Consider the following 16093-nt stretch of genomic DNA (forward strand, 5'->3'; position numbering starts at 1 on the left):
GGAGGGATAGATGGCGATTTCGCTGAAACTAGGCGCGGCGATTCTAACGGGGGCAATGGCCTTTGGTACTGTCGCACTGGCCGAGGAGATCCCCGAGGTTGCCGTAGTTCATCAGGTCATCGACCTGAACGCCGACACTCCGGCGCATGCATTTCGGTTCGAACCCAAATTCCTGCAGGTTCCCGCTGGGAAGACTGTGCGTTTCAAAGGCTCGACCGGGCGGCACACGGTCACTGCCATTCCTCGAATGATACCCGTGGGCGCGCGCGTCTTCGAGATCCGGGGCAAACCCGAACTGGATCTGACTTTCGAGAAAGAGGGAGTCTACGGCATCCGCTGCCGCGTTCATGGGCGTCATGGAATGGTCATGCTGCTGGTAGTTGGTGATCCAAGCTCGAATCTCGAAGAAGCCAAGGCCTACCTACCTAAACTTGGAGAGGCCGAGCGGGTCGGTTTCGAAGAGCTCTTTGCGTATATGGAGGCCCAAAATGGCTGATGGATGTGCCTGCGACCACCATGCGCATATGTACCTGACCGTAGATGACGCCCTAAGGCGCGGTTTGTCCGTGACCAACCCCATCACGGATACCGAAACACTACCGCTGGTGCAGGCTATTGGCCGGATACTGGCCGAGAATTGCGACAGCAAGGTAGACATGCCCGCCTTCGATAACTCGGCTATGGACGGCTATGCCGTTCGCAGCGCCGATCTGGGCGAGGGGCCTGTGTTCGAACTGCTAGTTGGCGGTCGCATAGCCGCCGGCGATAGCGGCGCACACGATGCGCCGGATGGCAGTGCCTTGCGTATATTCACAGGAGCGCCGGTGCCGTCCGAGTTCGATGCGGTATTAATGCAGGAAGACTGTGAGTTTCAGTCCGATCGCATCCGGTTCAACCGCCGTCCAAAATCCGGTCAGCATATCCGTCGCGCGGGCGAGGATTTGAAAGCTGGTGCCCCGATCCTGCGGCGCGGGTGTGAAATTAATGCGCGTGAGGCCGCCGCGTTGGCCTCGGCTGGTTATGGCGAGGTGAAGGTTTATCGCAAGCTCAAGGTCACGATCTTCTCGACCGGTAGCGAGCTTCGCCAGCCGGGTGAAGCGCTTGGCCCCGGACAGATCTACAACTCGAACCGCTACATGCTGTTGGCTTTGCTGGATAAACCCTGGATCGAACTAGCCGACCGAGGCCCGGTCGAAGATGATCCGGTGCTGCTGAAGCAGGTCTTGAGGGATGCCTGTAATAGCTCGGACCTGATCATCACCACGGGCGGTGTTTCGGTCGGGGACGAAGACCACATGCCGCGCCTGTTCAGTGAAATCGGTGGCGAAACCGAGGTGATGAAAGTGGCGATGAAACCCGGCAAGCCGATCATGTTCGGTTGTCGGGGTGATGCGCTTTATGTGGGCCTGCCGGGAAATCCGGTTTCGGCCTTTGTGACGTGGCAGATCATTGGTGCGCGGATGATGGAACGCCGTGCCGGTCTGCATCGGAACAAACGCACCCCCGAGCAGGCGGTTTTGGCAGAACCTCTTCAACGCCGCGCGGGGCGGCGTGAGTACCGCCCGGTAAGCATCGACGGATGTACACCGAATGGCGCACCGCGATTGCGCCTGATGGCCGAGTCTTACAGCGGGCGCGTTGCCCTTCTTGCACAGGCCGATGGTCTGGTAATTATTCCGGCAGAAACTGAGAAGCTGCCAGCCGGAGAAGCTCTGGAGTTCCTTCGATTCTAGATGGATCCCGATGCGCTTGAGGTATCAAATTCTTTGGTCAACGAGCGCCCTTTGCTGTCGATGGCGCGCGGCTGTAGGCCTTTGGTGCAGACCTATGTCGGGACCTTTGGGGATCGCCGAATGCTCTGTCGCGAATGCGCGCGCGACGGGCAGCTAGGTGACGTCCTTGAACATGTAAGTGGTCGGCTCCAGCCGATCCTCAAACGGGTTTCGGCAATAGTTCGGGATCTCTCCGGCAATCTGAAAACCCATCGACTGATACAGCAAGCGTGAAGGATCGCTGCTACGGGTGTCCAGCACCAGCATCGTGCGTTTCGATTCCCGAGCACGCTCATGCAATGCCTCCATCAGCGACCGACCCAAACCGCGACGGCGAGCCTGCGGATGAACCAGCAGCTTTGCCACATCCGCGCGATGTGGCTGGTTTGGCATTGCGGCGGGGATCAGTTGCACCGTGCCCAGAATGCGTCCGTCACCATATGCGACAAACAGATCGAGTGTCTCCGCGCGGAGTTCGGGCTGCACCCGGTCCCGCCAATAGGCGCGGGCATCGTCCCGCGAAAAAGGCAGGATGAACCCGATACTGGCACCGGTATGGACACAGCGGTGCAGGATATCGGTCAGATCCTCAAGCGCTTCGTCGAAATATTCCTGTGGCAATCGCGTAATCATATCAGCACCAACAGATAGCGCGCACCGCGTTTGGGCCCGGTTTCGAACTCCGTTGGCCCCGACAGGTGATAGCGAAGGCAGTCGCCGCCGCTGAGCGCATGGGCAATCCCGTCCACTGTCAACGATAGCCCTCCATCAAGTAGGATCAGGTGGTGCTCCTGTCCCGGCTTGGGCGGAGTATCGTAGGTGATGACAGTACCTGGGGGCAAATGACCTTCCATTACTTCCCCACTGAGGCCAGTCGCCGGTGGTGAAACCGAACGGCGGGTAAACCCGCTTTCGGGGTCATGCCATTCAGGCTGTTTCTCGAAAGGTACTTTGGGATCGAAACTGTCTTCGACCATCATCAGCAGGCGTGACATGGGCAGGCCGTATGCTGCGCATAAACGGCCAAGCGTTTCAGCGGTAGGGCTGACATCACCGTTTTCCATTCGCGACAGAGTCGCCCGGCTGATCCCACTTTGGTCTGCCAGCTGCTCAAGCGACCAGCCATGACCCTGGCGCAGCTCGTTCAGACGCTTAGCGAGGCGGTTTGATAGTGTATCGAGCATGGCTCACATATGGGAATCAGTTACGAATATGGGATTATTGCCTTGCTTTACTTCAAACACAATAGAAAAAGGGCGCAGAAATCTGCGCCCTTTTGCTGCTCGGGTATCGGACTGGATTACTTCCAACCAACTTCGTTAAAGATCTTCTGTGCCTCGGGGATGTTTTTGGCGACTTCTGATAGGTTCACCTTATCCGCTTTGAATTCCCCCAAAGCGGCCACGTTCTCAGCCAGCGCAACGCCTTCGACAGCGGGGAATTCATCGTTTCCGTTCGAGAAGTAGACCTGTGCCTGATCGCTTGCGAGATACTCTAGGAACTTAATCGCGTTCTCTTTGTTCGGCGCGTTAGCTGCGACGCCCGCACCCGAAAGGTTCATATGCGCGCCTTCGGCGTCCTGTGCCGGGAACTGCACGCCGATCATCTCGATATCCGCGCTCAGGTCTTTGACGTCTTTGCGTATGGCGCGGGCGAAATAGTATGAGTTCGAAACTGCAATCTCGCACTCACCCGATACGATGCCGCGCAGTTGGTCGGTGTCACCGCCCTGAGGTTTGCGTGCCATATTGGCAACGATACCTTCGGCCCATTTCCTGGCTTCTTCCACACCGTGATTGGTGATGATCGATGCCAAAAGCGTCTGATTATAGGTATTGCTGGACGAGCGAATGCAAACCAGCCCCTGATACTCAGGCTTTGCCAGATCCAGATAAGTTGCAGGCGGGTTAGCGACATCAGCTTTGTCAAAGAAGATGATCCGCGCGCGCTGCGAAAAGCCGTACCACTGATTGTCTTCGTCCTGTAGGTTCGAAGGGATACGCTCCTCCAATACCGTACTTTCGACTGGTTGCAGGATGCCTGCGTTTTTGGCGCGCGCCAGACGCGAAGTGTCGACCGTCAGCAAGATATCAGCGGGCGAGTTTGCGCCTTCGGCTTCCATCCGCGCGATCAGTTCGTCGGCCTTGCCTTCGATGCGGTTGATGGTGATGCCGGTGGCCTCTTCGAAGTCGGAATACAGGCGTTCGTCGGTGTCGTAGTGGCGCGAGGAATACAGGTTCAGCTCGCCCTCGGCTGCGGCAGAGGTGGCGATCAGGGCCGTCAGGGTGGCGGCAAAGCAGGTAGAGGATTTCAGCATCATTTGTCCCAACATTGAAAATCGTGACGGGGATTAACCCGACTGATTTGGTCAATTAAACGATTCTCGGTGGGATGCAAGGAAATCCGACAAAATTAGTTGGTCAAAGCGTCGCTGAACTTACCTTGCCGGACGGCCCCTTCAGGATTGACGCCGCCTATTTTGTTTTCTTTCGGGTTGCCGTGGGACGGGTGACGGTGCCGGCTCGGGGTCCGGATCGTCGCTGAGCACCGGTTCTTTGGTCAGCATCGCCTGTGTTACCGCTTCCATGTATTTCTGCAGCATGACCGGCGGATCAGCTGGGGCCAGCTTGATTGACAGCCTACTTGCGCCTTCCTGATTATAGGCATAGCGCGAGGAATAACTTGCGTTGACCTGCGCCGCCACGGGGCCCCAGCCACCTTTGACCGATGCGCTGCCTGATTTCTCGGTCTGTTTGGTCATCGAGATCGCCATCTTTACCTCGATCTCGGCCTCTTGCACCGCATAGAACGCGGGCAGGAAACCCATCGACACGAGGCTGAATTCCTTTGGGGGACCATCGGGGTTGGATAGATCGGGAAGCTGGATCTTCTGATCCGCCATGTATTTGGCGATATCAGTCGAATGTCTATCCAATTCAGTTTGCGACTCTGCCACGGAAATCGCCAGTTTCTGAACCATTTCCGCGAAAGGGACGTTTAGCAGTTCCTGCCCGATACTCATTTCCAATCTCCTTTGTGAATTCAGTCTCTATCAATAATCTTCGTTGCGGACCGTCTTTTGACCGAGAACGAGACCTTCGCTGCGTTCTGGCTGACCGCCTGTTTCTTCGCGTTTGTAGCGAACTGGGCTTTATTGCCATCCCGACCAAGCCCAACAAAGGCTTCGACCTGGACATTGTCGATGGTGAAATCGTCGCTGCCGTCGGATCCTGCAAGGATCTGTTCGCCCAGGGCCTGCGAAAAAACCTGCGCATCCACGATCTGCGTATCTTTGTCTTCAACCTCCATTCCGCTCTGGCCTCCGGCCATTGGGTTCACCACCGGAGAACCCGAGCCCATCAGCATGCCACTGCCTCCTTCTTCCAGATCGTCGATCTGGTCTTGCAGGTCTTGGATAGTCTCCAGCAACACGACCTCGCGCGCCTCCAGCGCGGTCAGGCGGTTTTCCAATGACTGAAGCAGTGTGGTGAACGCCTCGGGCAGTTCGGTGATGCGCACATCTATAGGATGTTTTTTGGGGGTCTTGTCCTTTTTAGTCGCCATCGACCCCTCCACCGGAACCACCTTCATCCACCGGTCCCGGCGCGAACCGCATCCGCATGGTCGACGCGCTGCTCGCATCGAGCGTATCTGTTTGCGTCAGTTTTGGCCCACACAGAAACGCGCCAATGATCCCGCGTTTGCCTTCTTCTGTGGTGCTGGTCATCTCCATGACGACCTTCAATTCTACATCGACATCCTGCATGTGGTAAAAGACTGGCGGAATGCCCATCTCGCGCAGTTCCTGAGGATAGTTCTTCAGCGCGTTCAACTGATCCAGGCTAAGCTGTTCGGCGGCTTGGGCCACGCTTCGGCCTATATCGGCCACCATCTCGGTCAGGGTTGTTCCTAATAGCGTATCCAGATCATCGTTGGCCAACCCGACCTCCCGTCATAAAAAACAGTGAAAGCGTATCACGAGACCGTCTCATAACAATACTAAATCTCAGAACCGGACTTTCGGAGCGATTTCCGGCACTTCCGCCGACACGAAAGGGCGCTAGAAGCAGGGCATAAAAAAACCGCGCTCGAAAGCGCGGTTTTTGAATTAAGTTCGTGTAGCCCTTAGCCCTGGCGAGCTTTGAACTTGCGCTGCGTCTTGTTGATCACGTAGACGCGGCCTTTGCGACGCACAACCCGGCAATCACGGTGCCGGTTCTTGAGCGAGCGGAGCGAGTTCTTGACCTTCATGGGTCTGTCTCCAATCTGCGGCGCCTTCATCAAAGACGTGGCCAGCGCCTGGGTTAATCGGGTGCCCCGGAAAGACCAGAGCAATGAATTCATGGTGGGCGGTACAAGGATCGAACTTGTGACCCCTTCGATGTCAACGAAGTGCTCTACCGCTGAGCTAACCGCCCATGAAACCGTTGCGTGACCTGCCCCATAACGAAATGGGGCGCGGAACCCCGCGCCGGTAGCGGGGTCTATAAAAGGAGTCGTTGGGGGGATCAAGGGGTTTGGCAGAACTATTTTACGGTCTATGTTGAGTGCGAACAACGGAGAGCCCATGCCCGACGCCGCCACCAATGCAGCCTATATTCTGGATATGCCCGCAACGCGTACGTCCTGCGTGGTATTTGCCTCGCCCCATAGCGGTCGGACCTATCCCGAGTCTTTGTTGAAGCGGTCTGTTTTGAACCGCAATATGATTCGGTCCTCCGAGGATGCGTATGTCGATCAGCTTTTTTCCTCAGTCGCTGAATTCGGTGCACCGCTGCTCGCCGCGGCCATGCCGCGCGCCTATCTGGACCTGAATCGCAATTCGGATGAATTGGACCCCGCTTTGATACAGGGTGCGCGTCGTCACGGACATAATCCGCGGGTTACCTCGGGCCTCGGGGTGATTCCCCGCGTGGTCGCCAACGGCAGGGCGATCTACAGCGGCAAGCTGACTATGGATGAGGCGCGCCTGCGGATCGATACCTATTGGCGTCCATACCATACTCGTCTGAAATCTCTGCTGGCGGAATCGCATCAGTTGTTTGGGCAGGCCATTCTGATTGATTGCCACTCGATGCCGCACGAGGCGGTGGCGCTGGCCGGCGGCTCGCGCCGGGCCCGACCGGAAATCGTTTTGGGCGATCGGTTCGGTGCGGCCGCTTCCGGTGTGATCGTTGATCAGATCGAGGCCGCTTTTGCCGACGCGGGTCTGAATGTGGCGCGCAACACGCCTTTTGCAGGGGCCTACGTCACCCAGACCTATGGTCGACCTGCCCGCCATCAGCATGCGGTTCAAATCGAGATCGATCGTTCACTTTATATGAACGAGGAAACGATCCAGCCGAACGGCAACTTTGAGGCGTTGCGTGATGTGTTGCGGCAGGTCACCGCGCAGATCACCAGTATCGGGTCCGATCCAATGTCACTTGCCGCCGAATAGACCTAGCGCAGCGCACGACCTTTTACGATTGCATCACTGCCGAAACGGCGCCGGATTTCGTCCGTCGCACGTTCGGCCTGTGATCGGCGTTCTGCACCGGGATCCAGAAGGTCGCCCGAGATATCGGCCTGATCCTCAGAGCATAGGTCAGACAGGCCGCATCCCAAAAGGCGATAGGGACCCTGATCGCCAACCTGATCAAATAGCCCACGAGCGGTGCGATAAATCCGATCCGCTATCTGAGTCGCATCGCGTAGTGATATCCGCCGGGTGATGATCTTGTGGTTGGCCTGTTTAAGCTTCAGCGTCACCACTCGCCCAGCCAATCCCTTGGCTTTGGCCCGGTCGGCTACCTTTTCAGACATACGCCACAGATGCCCGTCCAGAATTTCAAGACTGGCGGTATCCTCGAAAAAAGTGGTCTCATTACTGATCGACTTCATCGGCTCATGGGCCGATACGCGCCGTTTGTCCTGCCCTCGCGCCAGATGCCACAGACGGTAGCCCATTGATCCGAACCGCGCGGTCAGCGCCTCCTGATCCCAGCGCAGAAGATCAGCAAATGTGCGAATCCCCGCGCGATCCAGAGATTCCTGCGCCGCCGGACCAATTCCCCAGATTAATCGCACCGGCCGGTCATGCAGGAAATCAGCCGTCTCGGCCTTGCCGATCACTGAAAAACCCCGAGGCTTGTCGAGATCCGAGGCCACCTTGGCCAGAAACTTGTTATGGCTCAAGCCAATCGATCCCGTCAGGCCCAGCTCATCTTTCATCCTCTTGACCAGACGCGCAAGCATGACCGCTGGCGGTGCACCATGCAGCCGCTCGGTGCCGGATAGGTCCATGAACGCCTCATCCAGCGACAGTGGTTCAACATCAGGTGTCAACTCGTCCATCATGGTGCGTATCTCGCGCGAGACGCTGGCATAGAGTGACATACGCGGTTTGATCACCACCGCTTCTGGGCATAGTTGAAGCGCCTTGAACATTGGCATGGCTGAACGTACCCCGCGAACGCGGGCCACGTAACATGCAGTTGATACCACCCCGCGCTTGCCGCCGCCAATGATCACAGGCTTGTCGGCAAGTTCGGGATTGTCGCGCTTTTCGACCGAAGCATAAAAAGCATCGCAATCCATATGCGCGATCGTCAGGTCAAACAGCTCTGGGTGCGATTTGACCCTCGGGCTGCTGCAAGTTGGGCAGCGCGGCCCTTGCTTAATTTCCTTCAGGCAGTCGCGACAGATGGCGGGCATGATGTAGTTTCTTTCCGGCCAGCGGCGGATTGATCAAGACATTCGATAGGTTAATAAGTATCGCGAATGGATAAGGATAAAAAGAGGACCGATGGACTTCGCCGGGGCAAAAATAGCGTTGTTTCTGGGGCGCAAGCTGCTGGTCATTCTAAGAGATGATCGATCTGATATCCCGTTTCCAGGTCATCTCGATTTTCCAGGCGGCGGGAAAAAGTCAGGCGAAACACCGATCGAATGCGCGTTGCGTGAAACAGATGAAGAGGTTGGGCTGCGCCTGTGCGCAACCGATCTTGTCTGGTCACGGCAATATGGTCAAAGCTGGTTCTACGTCGCCCTGCGCCCGCCGGAAGATGTTGGTCTGATCCGTTTTGGGGACGAAGGGCAGGGGTGGAGGCTGATTTGTCCGCAGGATTATCTGTCGAATCCGTTGGCCATTCCAAATTTTGCAGATCGCCTTCGGGATTATTTGTCGGAAACGGCGCAGCTTTGAACGGGACTTCGAAAGAAAACCCCCCGCGCCTGCGGGGGGAGGTAACGAGCCTCAGGAAGAGATGGCCCGTTGGGGAGTGTCTTGTGTGTAGAATCGCCGAAAATGGCGTTTTTCGATAGCCACAAGCCGAACGCCATAAAACTCATGTTTTTCATGTGTGTTTTCGGGCACAGGGACGATTTGGCGCGGCGGCGCGAAAAATTGACCTAACGTCAATTGCTTGAGCACCGTTCCTTCCGCAATTTTTGGCTTTTCGCCTAATGGTGAGTCAATGAATTTAACTCGCTCAAAACTGCTTGTGCGGCGGCTTTGGGGTCATCCGCCTGATAAATCGGGCGGCCCACGACGATATGATCGGCCCCATCGCCGATTGCACTGGCCGGGGTTGCGACCCGCTTTTGGTCGCCCAAAGCTGCACCAGCAGGGCGTACCCCAGGGGTTACAATCAAACGACCTTCGGATTGGGGCAGGGCGCGGATTAGCGCGGCTTCCTGAGGACTGGCGATGACGCCATCAGCTCCGGCCTCGAAAGCCTTGGCCGCGCGTTCTACAACGAGGTCCTGTACGTCACCCGCTTTCAGAAGGCTTGCATCCAGATCGTCCCTGTTCAGTGATGTCAGGACTGTTACCGCCAGAATTTTCATGTCCTTGCCTGCAGCGCCCTCCTTTGCGGCGCGTACGACATGCGGATCACCATGCACCGTCAAGAAGTCCAGATCGAACTGAGCCAACCCACGCACTGCATTTTCTACAGTGTTGCCGATATCGAACAGCTTCATGTCCAAGAAAATGCGCTTTCCGTGATCCTGTTTCAACTCGTTGGCCAATGCCAGACCGCCGCCAGTCAACATACCCAGCCCGATCTTATAGAACGAAACCGAGTCGCCCAGCCGCTCGGCCATGGCTAGACCCTGCAGGGCGTTTGGGACGTCGAGGGCTACGATAAGGCGGTCATCGGACATGGGGCGCTCCTTTTTGGCAAACGTTTGCGTCCTAACGGGTTCAGGGCGATCTGTCCATGTGTGAAGCCCGAGGTGACGCAGATCACTCACTATTTTGCGCAATGTGCTAAAGTACCGACGTTCAGAACAGGGATAGAAATGATGAAAAAGGTAATAGTACTTGGCGTGGCACTGATGTTGGCCGCATGCGAAGACGCGCCTCAAAGCGATCCGCCCGAAACCGGTGTCGCGCCGGCTCCAATCAATGACAATCTTCTGTTAGTGCGCGGGTACCGATCGGAAGACGACTGGTGTCAATTGACCGGGGAAACAGCCTATACCGGCAACTTCCTCGATCATACAGCAGATCTGGTTTCATGCCCTACAGGCAGCAGTGCCGAGCAGTCTTTGGTCGAAATGTACAACGCTGAATTGATGGGAGAAACTGGCGGTTATTCCGTCTACTCGATTCCGCGCGGATGACGCCGTTTTATATGCTCTAGCCTCTTGAATGGGAAAAGACATTTCCCAAATTGAATGTGAGGCCCAGACCGACGCGTGCCGCCAAGCGGGCGCATCAATACGGGGCGCTTAAGAAAAGGAGAATGCTATGGACTTGAACAAGTTCACCGAGCGGGCACGGGGTTTCGTGCAAGCCGCGCAGACCATTGCGCTGCGCGAGGGGCACCAAAGGCTGGAGCCCACACATATCTTGAAAGCATTGATGGACGACGATCAGGGGCTGGCCAGCAACCTGATCACACGCGCTGGCGGCGCACCGAACCGCGTGGTTGAGGCGTTGGACGCGGCCATGGGCAAAATCCCGAAGGTCAGCGGCGACGCCAGCCAGATCTATATGGACGGCCAGACCGCCAAGGTTTTGGACGAGGCAGAGAAGCTCGCCACCAAGGCGGGCGACAGCTTTGTGCCGGTCGAACGCGTTCTGATGGCGCTGTGTATGGTGAAATCCAAAGCCAAAGAGGCTTTGGAGGCCGGTGCTGTATCGGCCCAGAAACTGAACGAAGCGATCAACGATATCCGCAAGGGCCGCACTGCTGACACCGCATCGGCGGAAGAAGGCTACGACGCGCTTAAGAAATATGCGCGCGACCTGACCGAGGCTGCAGCCGAAGGCAAGATCGACCCGATCATCGGGCGGGATGAGGAAATCCGCCGTTCGATGCAGGTTTTGTCGCGCCGCACCAAGAACAATCCGGTACTGATTGGTGAACCCGGCGTCGGTAAGACCGCGATTGCCGAGGGCATGGCCCTGCGCATCGTCAATGGTGATGTGCCGGAATCATTGAAGGACAAGAAGCTTCTCGCGCTCGACATGGGTGCGCTGATCGCCGGTGCTAAATATCGCGGTGAGTTCGAAGAACGACTGAAGGCTGTTCTGACCGAGGTGACCGAAGCCGCCGGTGAGATCATACTGTTCATCGACGAGATGCACACGCTGGTAGGTGCCGGTAAATCCGACGGCGCGATGGATGCCGCCAACCTGATCAAGCCTGCGCTTGCCCGGGGTGAGTTGCATTGTATCGGCGCGACGACGCTGGATGAGTACCGCAAATACGTCGAGAAAGACGCAGCCCTCGCCCGCCGGTTCCAGCCGGTTATGGTCACTGAGCCGACAGTTGAGGACACGATCAGCATCCTTCGCGGTATCAAGGAAAAATACGAGCTGCACCACGGTGTGCGCATCTCGGACTCAGCGCTCGTGTCGGCGGCGACCCTGTCGCATCGCTACATCACCGACCGCTTCCTGCCTGACAAAGCCATAGACCTTGTCGATGAAGCGGCGTCGCGTTTGCGGATGGAGGTGGATTCCAAGCCCGAGGAACTCGATCAACTGGATCGTCAGATCTTGCAGATGCAGATCGAGGAAGAGGCGCTGAAGCTTGAGGATGATGCGGCATCAAAAGATCGTCTGGAAACCTTGCAAAAGGATCTGGCTGATCTGCAGGAGAAATCCGCCGAGATGACTGCTCAGTGGCAGGCAGAACGCGACAAGCTGGCTGGCGCGCGTGATCTGAAGGAACAACTCGACAAAGCGCGCGCTGATCTGGAGATCGCCAAGCGTGAGGGCAACCTCGCCAAGGCGGGTGAGCTGTCCTATGGCGTCATCCCCGAGCTTGAGAAAAAGCTGACCGAGGCTGAAAACGCCGAAAGCAACGCCATGATGGCCGAGGAAACGGTGCGCCCGGAACAGATCGCTTCGGTGGTCGAACGCTGGACCGGTATCCCGACCTCGAAAATGCTGGAAGGCGAGCGCGAGAAACTGCTGCGGATGGAAGACGATCTGCATTCCCGCGTGATCGGTCAGGATGCGGCGGTCACTGCCGTTGCCAACGCCGTGCGCCGTGCGCGTGCCGGTCTGAATGACGAGAACCGCCCATTGGGCTCGTTCCTGTTCCTCGGCCCGACCGGCGTGGGCAAGACCGAGCTGACCAAGGCCGTGGCGAACTTCCTGTTCGACGACGACAACGCGATGGTGCGCATCGACATGTCCGAGTTCATGGAGAAACACGCGGTCGCCCGTCTGATCGGTGCCCCTCCGGGCTATGTCGGCTATGACGAAGGTGGTGTGCTGACCGAAGCCGTGCGGCGCAGACCCTATCAGGTCGTGCTGTTTGACGAGGTCGAAAAGGCACACCCGGATGTGTTCAACGTGCTGCTGCAGGTCCTGGACGATGGCGTCCTGACCGATGGTCAGGGTCGTACCGTCGACTTCAAGCAGACGCTGATCATCCTGACGTCGAACCTTGGGTCTCAGGCACTCAGCCAGTTGCCCGAAGGAGCGGACAGCGCGCAGGCGCGGCGCGACGTGATGGATGCGGTCCGGGCGCATTTCCGGCCCGAGTTCCTGAACCGTCTGGATGAGACCATCATCTTCGACCGGCTCAAACGGGCCGATATGGATGGCATCGTCGATATCCAGATGGCGCGCCTGCAGAAACGTCTGGCCGCCCGCAAGATCGAGCTGGCACTGGATGATGGCGCGAAGGAATGGCTGGCCAATGAAGGCTATGATCCGGTCTTCGGTGCCCGCCCGCTGAAACGCGTGATCCAACGTGCCTTGCAGAACCCGCTGGCCGAGGCACTGCTGGCCGGTGAGATAAAGGATGGTGAGACCGTTCCGGTGACCGCCGGAACCGATGGTTTGATCATCGGCGACCGGCTGGGAACGTCCGAGCGTCCGCGCCCGGATGATGCAGTCGTGCATTAAATCTCAGGTAATGAAGAGACCCGCCATCCAGGCGGGTCTTTTTTTGGTGGCTTGTATTGCGACTAAGAGCGTTCAGACCTGCCCGGTCAGATCCTGCGCCAGCATCATTGCGTTGCCGTCCGGGTCGTAAAATGTGGCAGTGCTGACCATCCCCTCAATCGTCTCGGTTTCGCCGTCAAACCGAACTCCAGCCCCTTCCAAAGCATCGCGTGCGCTTGCGATATCAGCAACACCAAAGACCGGAACGGTGTTTCCGGGCGCTGGTTCTGCCTGCTCGCCCAAACCAAGGGTGACGCCTTCGGTTTTGGTGAGCATCTCGCTCCAACCCGCCTCATCAATATGATGGATCAACTCAAACCCGAGCTTGTCATTATACCAGCGCGCACTGGCGTGGCGATCTTTGACCGAAATGGCAAGAGTGATGGTGTTTTCTAAGGAAACGAGGGCCATGGAACTTTCCTTTTGTCCTAAAATAAAGTAACTATACTTTATGAACATTAAGACACTTGTCAAGCTCACCTCTCGGGCCTGGTCGCTGAACATTCTTGCGCAGCTACACCAGGGGGTTCCGGGCAGGCAGGCCCCATTGCTCGCCGCGACCGGGGCAAGCCGGACGGCATTTGTGGCAAGTCTTGAACATCTGGTCAGCCTTGGTTTGCTTGAACGGAACCCGGGCCACGGCCACCCTTTAAGACCTGAGTTCCGTTTGACCAAAGCTGGGGTTCAGGCGGCGACAGTAGCGGCAGAAATCATGGCCTTGGTGCCGGATGATACTGAATTGAAGCTACTGCGCCGCAGCTGGACGGTTCCTATTCTGGCGCTGACCCGCCAACCTCGGCGCTTTTCCGGGCTCAGGTCGGATCTTCGGGTGATCACGGATCGCGCATTGTCGTCCTCGCTCAAGCAATTAGAGGAGCAGGACTGGGTGCGGCGCGATATTGAAACTTCGGCCCGGCTGCCCTTTCCGACCTATCAGGCGGTCAATCTTGGGTGCGAAATAAACCGTGTTGTCGGCTTGAACATCGGGTGACCGTTATCCTCGCGCCCAAGCCACCTAATTTTCGTTACAATCTGTTCGCTCAATCGTGACGCCTGTTTCCTTGGCTCTGTGCTATCAGACCTTACCTCAGTTTCGAGGTTAATGGATAACGGAGAACCAAATGGCGCATCGCTGGACCAACAAACTGACGCATGCGGACGTCACCCCAAGGGCGGCGTTTCTGAACCGGCGACAGGTCATGGCAGGTTTGGCGGGTGTCGGGCTGGCGAGTCTGGCGCGGCCAGCGGCGGCCGAGGCGCTTGAACCGAATACATGGGAAGAGATTACTTCCTACAACAATTATTATGAGTTCGGGACTCGCAAGGATGATCCGGCGAAATATGCACACACGCTGGTGACCGAGCCCTGGAGTGTCACCATCGACGGTCTGGTCGAACGCCCCGGTGACTATGATTTCAAAGACATCATGTCTGAAATGACGGTCGAGGAGCGAATCTATCGGTTCCGCTGTGTCGAGGCCTGGTCAATGGTGATACCTTGGAACGGGTTTGAACTGGCAGATCTACTCGGCATGGCTGGCGTTCAAGACGGCGCGAAATACGTGGCGTTTGAGACCGCCTATCGTCCCGATGAGATGCCGGGTGTCGCATATCCGGTGCTCGACTGGCCGTATCGCGAAGGGCTGCGTTTGGATGAGGCGATGCATCCGCTGACCATTATGGCTACTGGGATCTATGGCAGGGACATCCCGAACCAGAACGGCGCGCCTTTGCGATTGGTGGTACCGTGGAAATACGGCTTCAAATCGATCAAATCGATCGTGCGGATTACCTTGACGGATACCCAGCCTCCGACAAGTTGGAACATGGCAGGTCCTAGGGAATATGGGTTCTACAGCAATGTGAACCCCAATGTGGATCACCCCCGCTGGTCGCAGGCTTCGGAACGTCAAATCGGCGGAGGTCTGTTTGCCAAGCGAATCCCGACGCTGATGTTCAACGGATATGAAAATGAGGTCGCCAGCCTTTACGAAGGCATGGATCTGGCGAAGAACTACTGAGATGATGCGGCGGCTCAACGACCTCTTGCGGCGGCTTCCCAATTGGGCCGTTTATCTGCTGGGCGCGCTGCCTGCGCCCTGGTTGTTTTATCAGGGCATGACCGGTGGTCTCGGGGTCGAGCCGATCGAGGCGCTCGAGCATGAGTTTGGCGAACTGGCGCTGCAGCTTCTGATTTTGGGTCTCGCGATTTCGCCCTTGCGTCGCTTCGCTGGCCTAAATCTGATGAAGTTCCGCCGCGCGATAGGTGTACTGACATTTTCCTATGTCGCATTGCACCTGTTGATCTGGCTGGTTCTGGATGTTCAGATTCCCAGCCAAATCTGGGCGGACATTATCAAGCGGCCCTATATCACGGTGGGCATGGCTGCTTTTGTATTGTTACTGCCGCTTGCAATCACGTCTAACAACTGGGCGGTTCGCCGTTTGGGGCCTCGTTGGCGCAAATTGCATCGTCTGGTCTATCCAGCAGCAATTCTGGGCGCGCTTCATTATGTGATGCTGGCGAAGGGGTTTCAGATCGAGCCATTGGTCTACCTGGCTATTATTCTGGGCCTTCTGGTCATGCGCCTGCCGGTCACATCATTCCTGATCCGGTTTAGGCAAGCCGATTCAGCCTGACTCGCAGGCGAGTCTGTGGGTAACAGTGTGAATAACATATCCATGGCGCTGATTTGCGATGGTCTGTGTCCGCGACTTCCGGGTTAAATGGCTGGATACTCTTCGTAACCATTTGTTTTAGTAAGATAAAATACTGTTTTTGCGTTTTTTTGTGTTTTTTTGATTTTTCCACTTGCGGCTTCTGGGCGATATACTTAGAACGCCCTTCACCGGCGCTGCTGAGGTGCTGGGACGCGGTGGAAGCTGCGGAGACGCTCGGGAGAGACTGGGGGCATCTGAGGTTTTT

The 16093-nt window shown here is 57.0% G+C and carries 19 protein-coding genes and 1 tRNA gene; 9 read left to right on the plus strand and 11 right to left on the minus strand.

Annotation, left to right across the window (positions count from 1 at the left end; translation table 11 throughout):
• The first annotated feature begins 10 nt into the window (after positions 1-10).
• Both ACR0AW_RS18205 and ACR0AW_RS18210 read left to right on the plus strand, forming a co-directional pair.
• Positions 11-496 carry a plastocyanin/azurin family copper-binding protein gene (locus ACR0AW_RS18205; RefSeq protein ID WP_170625469.1) on the plus strand — a complete coding sequence of 162 codons (486 nt, stop codon included), beginning with the start codon at positions 11-13 and terminating at the stop codon, positions 494-496.
• The gene (locus tag ACR0AW_RS18210) at positions 489-1733 is read left to right on the plus strand and encodes a molybdopterin molybdotransferase MoeA (protein ID WP_170733871.1); all 1245 of its coding nucleotides are present in this window, start codon (positions 489-491) and stop codon (positions 1731-1733) included. Before ACR0AW_RS18205 ends, ACR0AW_RS18210 begins: the two co-directional genes overlap by 8 nt.
• Positions 1734-1886: 153 nt before the next feature.
• Here ACR0AW_RS18210 and ACR0AW_RS18215 read toward each other — a convergent pair whose 3' ends face one another.
• The 8 genes from ACR0AW_RS18215 to ACR0AW_RS18250 form a co-directional block, all read right to left on the minus strand.
• Positions 1887-2405 (minus strand): GNAT family N-acetyltransferase, encoded by a 519-nt coding sequence (locus tag ACR0AW_RS18215; RefSeq protein ID WP_170733872.1) that lies wholly within the window; start codon positions 2403-2405, stop codon positions 1887-1889.
• Positions 2402-2956, minus strand: coding sequence for a helix-turn-helix transcriptional regulator (locus ACR0AW_RS18220; protein WP_170733873.1), 555 nt, complete (start codon positions 2954-2956; stop codon positions 2402-2404). Before ACR0AW_RS18220 ends, ACR0AW_RS18215 begins: the two co-directional genes overlap by 4 nt.
• A gap of 116 nt (positions 2957-3072) precedes the next feature.
• Positions 3073-4089, minus strand: a complete 1017-nt coding sequence (locus tag ACR0AW_RS18225) for a Fe(3+) ABC transporter substrate-binding protein (RefSeq protein WP_170566792.1) — start codon at positions 4087-4089, stop codon at positions 3073-3075.
• A gap of 141 nt (positions 4090-4230) precedes the next feature.
• A complete protein-coding gene (locus tag ACR0AW_RS18230) occupies positions 4231-4794 on the minus strand; it encodes a hypothetical protein (protein WP_170733874.1) in 564 nt (187 codons plus the stop codon).
• Positions 4795-4814: 20 nt separating this feature from the next.
• On the minus strand, positions 4815-5336 hold the full coding sequence (locus ACR0AW_RS18235) for a hypothetical protein (protein WP_170733875.1): 522 nt from the start codon (positions 5334-5336) through the stop codon (positions 4815-4817).
• Positions 5326-5712, minus strand: a complete 387-nt coding sequence (locus ACR0AW_RS18240) for a hypothetical protein (RefSeq protein ID WP_170398504.1) — start codon at positions 5710-5712, stop codon at positions 5326-5328. Before ACR0AW_RS18240 ends, ACR0AW_RS18235 begins: the two co-directional genes overlap by 11 nt.
• Before the next feature lie 185 nt (positions 5713-5897).
• Positions 5898-6023, minus strand: a complete 126-nt coding sequence (gene ykgO / locus ACR0AW_RS18245; RefSeq protein ID WP_005648635.1) for a type B 50S ribosomal protein L36 — start codon at positions 6021-6023, stop codon at positions 5898-5900.
• 92 nt (positions 6024-6115) lie between these two features.
• Positions 6116-6190, minus strand: a tRNA-Val gene (locus ACR0AW_RS18250).
• A 149-nt stretch (positions 6191-6339) separates the two neighbouring features.
• On the opposite strand from ACR0AW_RS18250, the gene ACR0AW_RS18255 reads away from it, so the two are divergent.
• Positions 6340-7212 carry an N-formylglutamate amidohydrolase gene (locus ACR0AW_RS18255; protein ID WP_170425714.1) on the plus strand — a complete coding sequence of 291 codons (873 nt, stop codon included), beginning with the start codon at positions 6340-6342 and terminating at the stop codon, positions 7210-7212.
• Between the two features lie 2 nt (positions 7213-7214).
• Here the strand turns inward: ACR0AW_RS18255 and ACR0AW_RS18260 are convergent, their stop codons facing one another.
• Entirely contained in the window at positions 7215-8468 is a 1254-nt protein-coding gene (locus ACR0AW_RS18260) for a DNA polymerase IV (RefSeq protein ID WP_170733876.1), read from the minus strand.
• A gap of 91 nt (positions 8469-8559) precedes the next feature.
• Between ACR0AW_RS18260 and ACR0AW_RS18265 the strand changes: the two genes are divergently transcribed.
• Entirely contained in the window at positions 8560-8958 is a 399-nt protein-coding gene (locus tag ACR0AW_RS18265; protein ID WP_170408240.1) for an NUDIX hydrolase, read from the plus strand.
• Between the two features lie 257 nt (positions 8959-9215).
• Here ACR0AW_RS18265 and pyrF read toward each other — a convergent pair whose 3' ends face one another.
• Complete coding sequence (gene pyrF, locus ACR0AW_RS18270; protein WP_170514647.1) at positions 9216-9920, minus strand: orotidine-5'-phosphate decarboxylase; 705 nt, start codon at positions 9918-9920, stop codon at positions 9216-9218.
• 141 nt (positions 9921-10061) lie between these two features.
• On the opposite strand from pyrF, the gene ACR0AW_RS18275 reads away from it, so the two are divergent.
• Positions 10062-10382 carry a hypothetical protein gene (locus ACR0AW_RS18275; protein ID WP_170733877.1) on the plus strand — a complete coding sequence of 107 codons (321 nt, stop codon included), beginning with the start codon at positions 10062-10064 and terminating at the stop codon, positions 10380-10382.
• A gap of 127 nt (positions 10383-10509) precedes the next feature.
• Complete coding sequence (clpB, locus tag ACR0AW_RS18280) at positions 10510-13128, plus strand: ATP-dependent chaperone ClpB (RefSeq protein WP_170733878.1); 2619 nt, start codon at positions 10510-10512, stop codon at positions 13126-13128.
• A gap of 72 nt (positions 13129-13200) precedes the next feature.
• On the opposite strand, the gene ACR0AW_RS18285 is transcribed toward clpB, so the two are convergent.
• Positions 13201-13578, minus strand: a complete 378-nt coding sequence (locus ACR0AW_RS18285) for a VOC family protein (protein WP_170398520.1) — start codon at positions 13576-13578, stop codon at positions 13201-13203.
• 40 nt (positions 13579-13618) lie between these two features.
• Between ACR0AW_RS18285 and ACR0AW_RS18290 the strand changes: the two genes are divergently transcribed.
• The 3 genes from ACR0AW_RS18290 (at position 13619) to msrQ (ending at position 15807) form a co-directional block, all read left to right on the plus strand.
• Positions 13619-14158, plus strand: a complete 540-nt coding sequence (locus ACR0AW_RS18290) for a winged helix-turn-helix transcriptional regulator (RefSeq protein WP_170733879.1) — start codon at positions 13619-13621, stop codon at positions 14156-14158.
• A gap of 130 nt (positions 14159-14288) precedes the next feature.
• Positions 14289-15188 (plus strand): protein-methionine-sulfoxide reductase catalytic subunit MsrP, encoded by a 900-nt coding sequence (gene msrP, locus ACR0AW_RS18295; RefSeq protein ID WP_170733880.1) that lies wholly within the window; start codon positions 14289-14291, stop codon positions 15186-15188.
• 4 nt (positions 15189-15192) lie between these two features.
• Entirely contained in the window at positions 15193-15807 is a 615-nt protein-coding gene (msrQ, locus tag ACR0AW_RS18300) for a protein-methionine-sulfoxide reductase heme-binding subunit MsrQ (protein ID WP_170425736.1), read from the plus strand.
• Positions 15808-16093: the final 286 nt, after the last annotated feature.

The sequence above is a fragment of the Ruegeria sp. C5 genome (assembly GCF_056537605.1).

Bases quoted from the DNA above. Each gene is read 5' to 3' on its own strand.
- ACR0AW_RS18265 (WP_170408240.1), top strand. From the start codon at position 8,560: ATGGACTTCGCCGGGGCAAAAATAGCGTTGTTTCTGGGGCGCAAGCTG.
- ACR0AW_RS18210 (WP_170733871.1), top strand. From the start codon at position 489: ATGGCTGATGGATGTGCCTGCGACCACCATGCGCATATGTACCTGACC.
- ACR0AW_RS18220 (WP_170733873.1), bottom strand. From the start codon at position 2,956: ATGCTCGATACACTATCAAACCGCCTCGCTAAGCGTCTGAACGAGCTG.
- ACR0AW_RS18285 (WP_170398520.1), bottom strand. From the start codon at position 13,578: ATGGCCCTCGTTTCCTTAGAAAACACCATCACTCTTGCCATTTCGGTC.
- ACR0AW_RS18215 (WP_170733872.1), bottom strand. From the start codon at position 2,405: ATGATTACGCGATTGCCACAGGAATATTTCGACGAAGCGCTTGAGGAT.
- clpB (WP_170733878.1), top strand. From the start codon at position 10,510: ATGGACTTGAACAAGTTCACCGAGCGGGCACGGGGTTTCGTGCAAGCC.
- ACR0AW_RS18225 (WP_170566792.1), bottom strand. From the start codon at position 4,089: ATGCTGAAATCCTCTACCTGCTTTGCCGCCACCCTGACGGCCCTGATC.
- pyrF (WP_170514647.1), bottom strand. From the start codon at position 9,920: ATGTCCGATGACCGCCTTATCGTAGCCCTCGACGTCCCAAACGCCCTG.
- ACR0AW_RS18255 (WP_170425714.1), top strand. From the start codon at position 6,340: ATGCCCGACGCCGCCACCAATGCAGCCTATATTCTGGATATGCCCGCA.
- ACR0AW_RS18290 (WP_170733879.1), top strand. From the start codon at position 13,619: ATGAACATTAAGACACTTGTCAAGCTCACCTCTCGGGCCTGGTCGCTG.
- ACR0AW_RS18230 (WP_170733874.1), bottom strand. From the start codon at position 4,794: ATGAGTATCGGGCAGGAACTGCTAAACGTCCCTTTCGCGGAAATGGTT.
- msrP (WP_170733880.1), top strand. From the start codon at position 14,289: ATGGCGCATCGCTGGACCAACAAACTGACGCATGCGGACGTCACCCCA.
- ACR0AW_RS18275 (WP_170733877.1), top strand. From the start codon at position 10,062: ATGAAAAAGGTAATAGTACTTGGCGTGGCACTGATGTTGGCCGCATGC.
- ACR0AW_RS18235 (WP_170733875.1), bottom strand. From the start codon at position 5,336: ATGGCGACTAAAAAGGACAAGACCCCCAAAAAACATCCTATAGATGTG.
- ACR0AW_RS18260 (WP_170733876.1), bottom strand. From the start codon at position 8,468: ATGCCCGCCATCTGTCGCGACTGCCTGAAGGAAATTAAGCAAGGGCCG.
- ACR0AW_RS18205 (WP_170625469.1), top strand. From the start codon at position 11: ATGGCGATTTCGCTGAAACTAGGCGCGGCGATTCTAACGGGGGCAATG.
- ykgO (WP_005648635.1), bottom strand. From the start codon at position 6,023: ATGAAGGTCAAGAACTCGCTCCGCTCGCTCAAGAACCGGCACCGTGAT.
- msrQ (WP_170425736.1), top strand. From the start codon at position 15,193: ATGCGGCGGCTCAACGACCTCTTGCGGCGGCTTCCCAATTGGGCCGTT.